The sequence below is a fragment of the Limnospira sp. PMC 289.06 genome (genome assembly GCF_032350395.1).
In the GTDB taxonomy this organism is placed as follows: domain Bacteria; phylum Cyanobacteriota; class Cyanobacteriia; order Cyanobacteriales; family Microcoleaceae; genus Limnospira; species Limnospira platensis.
The window spans coordinates 37,866-43,865 of sequence record NZ_JARPLC010000032.1; the positions used below are offsets into that span (position 1 = coordinate 37,866).

Consider the following 6,000-nt stretch of genomic DNA (forward strand, 5'->3'; position numbering starts at 1 on the left):
AATCATCTTTAACAATCAAATCCATATTAATTATAATAGAATAATCAAAGCATTGTTGGGAATTATTAACTATGGCTCTAGTTCAGCCCGATGTGGCACTTTTCCTTCGTTATATCGGCGGAGGTGGTGCGGAGAGGGTTATGCTAAATCTGGGTCGTGGTTTAATTGCAAAAGGCTTCAAAGTAGACTTAGTTATAGGTAAAGCCTGGGGGCCTCACTTGGCAAAAGTACCACCAGAAATAAGGATAATTGATTTGGGGGCTTCTGGGGTTTGGGGTACTATTTGGGCGCTGAGAAATTATTTGCAGGAATCACAACCAAAGTCGCTACTTTCTGCCCTCCATTATGCTAATGAAATGGCGGTTTGGGCAAAACGTCTAGGGGGAGTTTCCACTCGGGTGGTTGTGTCTGAACATAATACTTTTTCGGAGGCAATACAACATACTACTAAACTTAGAAAAATTTTGCTGCCGTTGTTTGTTCGCTATTTCTACCCCTGGGCGGATGGAATTGTAGCTGTTTCTAAAGGGGCGGCTGAGGACTTAGCTAAAAGTACAGGTTTAAATAGCGATCGCATTCAATATATTTATAACCCAGTTATCACGCCGGAATTACTGCAAAAAGCCCGAGAAACTTTAGATCATCCTTGGTTTCAACCGGGGGAACCTCCGGTAATTTTAGGAGTTGGAAAGCTGGAAGCACAAAAGGATTTTCCTACCTTAATTAAAGCCTTTGCTCAAGTGCGAAAAGTCCGGGAAGTTCGCCTGGGAATTTTAGGTTGGGGACCTGATGGCGATCGCCTCGAAAATCTCATCCAAGATCATGGTTTAGGAGATGATGCTGCTCTCTTAGGATATGCTGATAATCCCTATCCTTATATGGCAAATGCTGCAGTATTTGTGTTGTCTTCTCGCTGGGAAGGTTTACCAACGGTTTTAATTGAAGCTATGGCGGTTGGGACTCCGGTAATTTCCACTAATTGCAAAAGTGGGGCAGCGGAAATTTTAGCAGAGGGTCGATATGGTTCCCTGGTTCCCGTTGGCGATCCTACAGCCATGGCAGAGGCGATTTTAGCCACCCTCGAAGGTAACACCCAGGCTGTAAACACTTCATGGCTAGGACAGTTTAGCCAGGAAATGGCAACCCAAGAATATCTGAAAATTTTAGGACTTGATTCTCCTAATTAATCCTCATTATTAGTTGTAAATTCTCATTAAATTAGGTTATCATCTGATTAAAAAGTGATAAATATTGCTGGGCTTGTCTTTCTAGGGGAAAGACTCTTGCGGCTTTTTCTCTGGCGTTTTCCTGGAGTTTGTGCAGGCGATCGCCATCATTTAATACCCATTTAATCCCCTCGCTTAAATCCTCAATTTCATAGGGTTTGACCAGATAACCATTAACTTGGTGATCGACAATATCCTTGAGTCCAGTAGCATTAAAAGCCACCACCGGAGTACCACAGGCTAAGGCTTCTGAAGCCGTTTGTCCAAAGGATTCTTGCAAGGATGGAACAATCATCACATCGGCGGCAGAATAGACCAAAGCCAAAGCAATATCATCAGAGAAACTGCCGAGATAATTAGCTTTAAAACCTAAATCTACTGGGTTTTCCGGTTCCGCAGATCCAAAAACTACTAATTCAAGCTGATTTTGCCACCCTGACTGACTCAGCTTTTGCAGCGCCGGAAGTAGCAAATTAAAACCCTTTCGAGTGTCAGCAGTGGCGGCGATCGCCCCAAATAAAACCAGTTGTTTATCCTGGGGTAAATTCAGTAAATGTCGGGCGATTTTGGTTTCTATAGGTCGATAAATTTGGGTATCCAGACAGAAAGGAATCACCTCTACTCGTCGCTGTCCAAATAGGGAACTTGAACGCACACAATCCGCCATCCAACTACTAGGAGTTACAATAGTTAAGTTGAGATTTTTCCAGGCTTTAAATTTCCGTTTCCAAACCTGTCGGGATAAATCCCGATCGCGATCACTTTTGAGTTGGGGACATTGACCGCAGGCATTTTGGTAGCGATCGCATCCCTCGCTGTAGTGACAACCTCCAGTAAAGGGCCACATATCTTGGAGAGTCCACACTAAAGGTTTGTTCAATTTAGCCAAAGTTTCAATCTGGATAAAGCCATTACAAACCCAGTGTAAATTTACCACATCTGGGTTAATTTTAGCTACCCTAGCAGCTATGACATCAGGAAACCATTGAGGAGAAAAAAGCAGGCGATCGCGTTTTGGGTAGCGTCTCAGGGGGATACTATTAGCACCAGGACCTAGTTTAGTGATCATACTTTTTTCAGCTATAACAGTGCGATCGCCGCTAAATTTTCCCCGCACCAACATTCGAGATTCAACCCCCAGAGAAATCAAACCTCTATGTACTCTATATGCGGCTCTAGCCGCACCGCCTTCGACATCAGTTGAACTGAGAATTACTGGTTTCATCTGCGTATTTCCATGAGTTATGATTGAATATTTCCTAGGACAATTTCGTTATAAGTACCCGACCTAACAATGCGGCCTTTTTCCATAACATAAAGGCGATCGCAATGTTGTATAGTCGTCAAACGATGAGCAATCATAATCATAGTTTTAATTCCACTCAGAGATTTAATCGACTCAGTAACCAAACTTTCCGTCTCGTTATCTAACGCCGAAGTCGCCTCATCTAACACCAGAATATCCCGTTCATGATAAAGAGCGCGAGCAATACCAATTCGTTGGCGTTGACCCCCAGAAAGGCGCACTCCTCTTTCCCCCACCATGGTATTTATTCCATCGGGAAGTTCTTTGACCAAATCCATCAGTTGAGCCATTTCTAAAGCCTGTTGTAAACGTTTTTGATCAATTAAATCATCAGCCACCCCGAAAGCAATATTTCTCTCAATTGTATCTGCCATTAGAAAAATAGACTGGGGAATATAGCCAATCATATTTTGCCACGATCGCAAATTATTATAAATAGAAATATCATCAATTTTAATATCACCACCTTGGGGTATTAATAACCCCAGCATGATATCAACTAATGTAGTCTTTCCGGCTCCAGACTGACCAATAAAAGCAATCGATTCTCCCTTGTTAATCGACAAAGAAACATCGGAAATTGCTGGCAATTCACAACCAGGATATTGATAAGTAACTCCCTCAAAAATAATCTGATTATTAAAATCATGATGCTGGAATTTATCCGCAGCTAATTGGCTAACCTCTGTAACTACGGTTCGATTTAAACCTTCGCTATTTTTGAGAGTTTCAATTTCTCGCAAATCCTGACTTAATCTTTCTAATACATAGGTCATACTCCGCAATTTACTCATATCTTTACTCAAATTAGAAATAGCTGGTAGTAAACGAATTGATGATAAAGCGAATATACTTAATGCCGGAATTAATCCATCAATATCTTGTCCCAGTAAAATCATAGTTGATGTGATTCCCACTAAAAATACAATTAAAATAGCCTCAACTAATATTCTAGGGACAATTTGAAAAGAAAGTAATAAAGTTCCCGCCTCTATATATTCCCGTGATTGATAACTCAGTTGTTCTTCAAAAAAGTCATAACAGCCAATTACCTTAGTTTCTTTAATACCTCCTAAACTATGATTAACAATACGAATAATCGATTCATCAGCATAACTCACACGCTTTCCCCAGTATTTAATTTTATCCTTAAAAGCATTCAGGATGACAATTAAAGGTACAAACAGAAATATTAAAACAATTACCACTAATTTACTGGTAAGCAATAGCAGTCCACTCAAAGCTATAATAATCATTAAATTAGCAGCAGAATTGAGGATAGGCATTAGAATATCGAGAGCAAAAGACTGGGTATAAATAATTATACATTGAATTACCGAGGCACTATCCTTAGACAAGTGGAAAGTATAAGGTACAGACAGATATTCTTGGATTAATTTTTCACACAATTTCCCACGAACTTTCAGACAAAACCCAAACACATAGGTTTTAATCTGCCAGTTTAAGAAAGATTTGACCGTAAATAAACCAATAATAAATAATCCCAATAATGCTATTCCTTGGGATGCTTCTGTTAAATTTAATCCCGCATATACAGAGGCGACAAATTCACTCTCCTTAACTAAATCGGGATTACTAGCCAGATTTAAAAAAGGTCCTATCATGCCAATTCCAAAGGCTTCCAGCACTGACATTAGGACAAATAAAATCACTAAAATTACTAACTGTTTGGGGGAAGCCGGAAGAATGAAAAAAAACCGATTGATAAAATTCTGCATTTGCGCTCTCTTTTACTCCCAATGCCTTGGATATTTGGAATGCCCAAAATTTACCCGTACCATGATATTTTAGATAATAGCCACCCATTATATTGACTTTACCCTACTATAGCAATAGAAAATATTATGTAAAGTCTGCCACTGTCTGACTAACCACCGGACTATCAAGTTGATAACTGATGTCTCATACTACCCTACAGTCAACCCCAGACGGAAGAACGGGTTAAATCTCAGCCTAGCTTTACAATCAGCACCCTTATTTAAACTTTTAAGTAAAGATTCTGTAAACTACTCCGTATTTTCACGGATATATGACAAAATTTAAAAAATTAAGCCCATCAGTCAGTTGAGACTGGGACTTGAGTGATTCTTCCCGCAGCTTGGCATCAGCTTTTTAGCTTCTTATTAACTAACCGATGATTAACCCCATGGCCACTGATATTAACTCAAGGTCTTTCCCCGTGGAATGGCCATTGTCGGCGTTCAGAGTATCGGAAAGCCTTAACACTGGTCAACAGGTAGTGATAATTGACTCCGGGGTTGAAGATTATCGGGAGTTAATTAGGGGCCTTCGCGCAGTTGTAGATGTCATAATTTTAGACCCCAACAGAGATGGTGTCCTACAGATAGCGGAGACCCTACACCAATATAATACGATCGCACAAATTCACATCATCTGCCACGGCTCACCAGGTTGTCTGAAATTGGGAAATGTGGAACTCACCTCAGAAACCCTTCCCCACTACAGCCAACACCTCGAAACCCTCAACCATAAACTGCACCATAGCTCTATTATCCTCTATAGTTGCCGAGTCGCCGCCGGACCCAGGGGGGAAACCTTCCTCAAACAACTGCATCAACTCACTGGTGCCAATATTAGCGCCTCAACTACCCCCACAGGTAATCACCAATTAGGGGGAGACTGGGATTTTCAGGCCAGCATAGGAAACCCTATCGATACTGATTCGATATTTTCCCAAGTCACAATGGCAACCTACAGCCACACATTAGCCTTTGAGTCCGACGACTTCAACACCAACAGCCTCAATGCCTGGTGGAATTTTATCACTCCCAACAATAACAGTTCCTACCTACTCACCGGAACAGGTACATCAGATGCTTATGTAGAACTATCAGTCCCTGGTGCTACTGATATGTGGAATCGCAACCGTAGCGCCTCCAGACTCATGCAGGCGGCTCAAAACCAAGATTTTGAGTTAGAAATCAAATTTGCCGCCGACCCCGCCTTAAATAAGCAAATGCAGGGGATTTTGGTAGAGCAAGATGATAACAACTGGCTCAGGTTTGATGTCTTTAAAATTAATTCAGATTTAGCCTTATTTGCGGGTTCGACCCGTAACGGTGGTTCCCGGTCTATGATTCGTATGGGGGTACAACCCGGACAAGCCCGACACCTGAAAGTTAACCGCACTGGGGATGTCTGGACTCTCAACTATTCCCCTGATGGTTCAACTTGGACGACAGCCGGGAGTTTTACGGAAGCCTTACAAGTCCAACAGGTGGGGTTATTTGCGGGAAATGCTGACAGTTCATCATCTCCTCAGTTTACCAGCCAGGTGGATTACTTTTTTAATACAGCGGCTCCTATTATTCCAGAAGATGGTCAGGTTGTTACTCCAGAACCAGTTGAAAATCAGCCACCCATAGCCAATGATGATACAGTCAGAGTAGAACCAAGCCAGTCCGTTATCATTGATGTATTGAGCAA

The 6,000-nt window shown here is 41.5% G+C and carries 4 protein-coding genes; 2 read left to right on the forward strand and 2 right to left on the reverse strand.

Annotated elements, in window-relative coordinates:
* Positions 1-71: 71 nt before the first annotated feature.
* A complete protein-coding gene (locus P5674_RS09475) occupies positions 72-1,187 on the forward strand; it encodes a glycosyltransferase (protein ID WP_014275430.1) in 1,116 nt (371 codons plus the stop codon).
* Between the two features lie 31 nt (positions 1,188-1,218).
* On the opposite strand, the gene P5674_RS09480 is transcribed toward P5674_RS09475, so the two are convergent.
* Together P5674_RS09480 and P5674_RS09485 are read right to left on the reverse strand one after the other, a co-directional pair.
* Positions 1,219-2,451, reverse strand: coding sequence for a glycosyltransferase family 4 protein (locus P5674_RS09480; RefSeq protein WP_006619635.1), 1,233 nt, complete (start codon positions 2,449-2,451; stop codon positions 1,219-1,221).
* 17 nt (positions 2,452-2,468) lie between these two features.
* Positions 2,469-4,271 carry an ABC transporter ATP-binding protein gene (locus tag P5674_RS09485; RefSeq protein WP_014275429.1) on the reverse strand — a complete coding sequence of 601 codons (1,803 nt, stop codon included), beginning with the start codon at positions 4,269-4,271 and terminating at the stop codon, positions 2,469-2,471.
* A gap of 416 nt (positions 4,272-4,687) precedes the next feature.
* Here P5674_RS09485 and P5674_RS09490 point away from each other — a divergent pair.
* Positions 4,688-6,000 (forward strand): DUF4347 domain-containing protein (locus P5674_RS09490; RefSeq protein ID WP_315669956.1); only part of this gene is annotated, 1,313 nt, incomplete at its 3' end.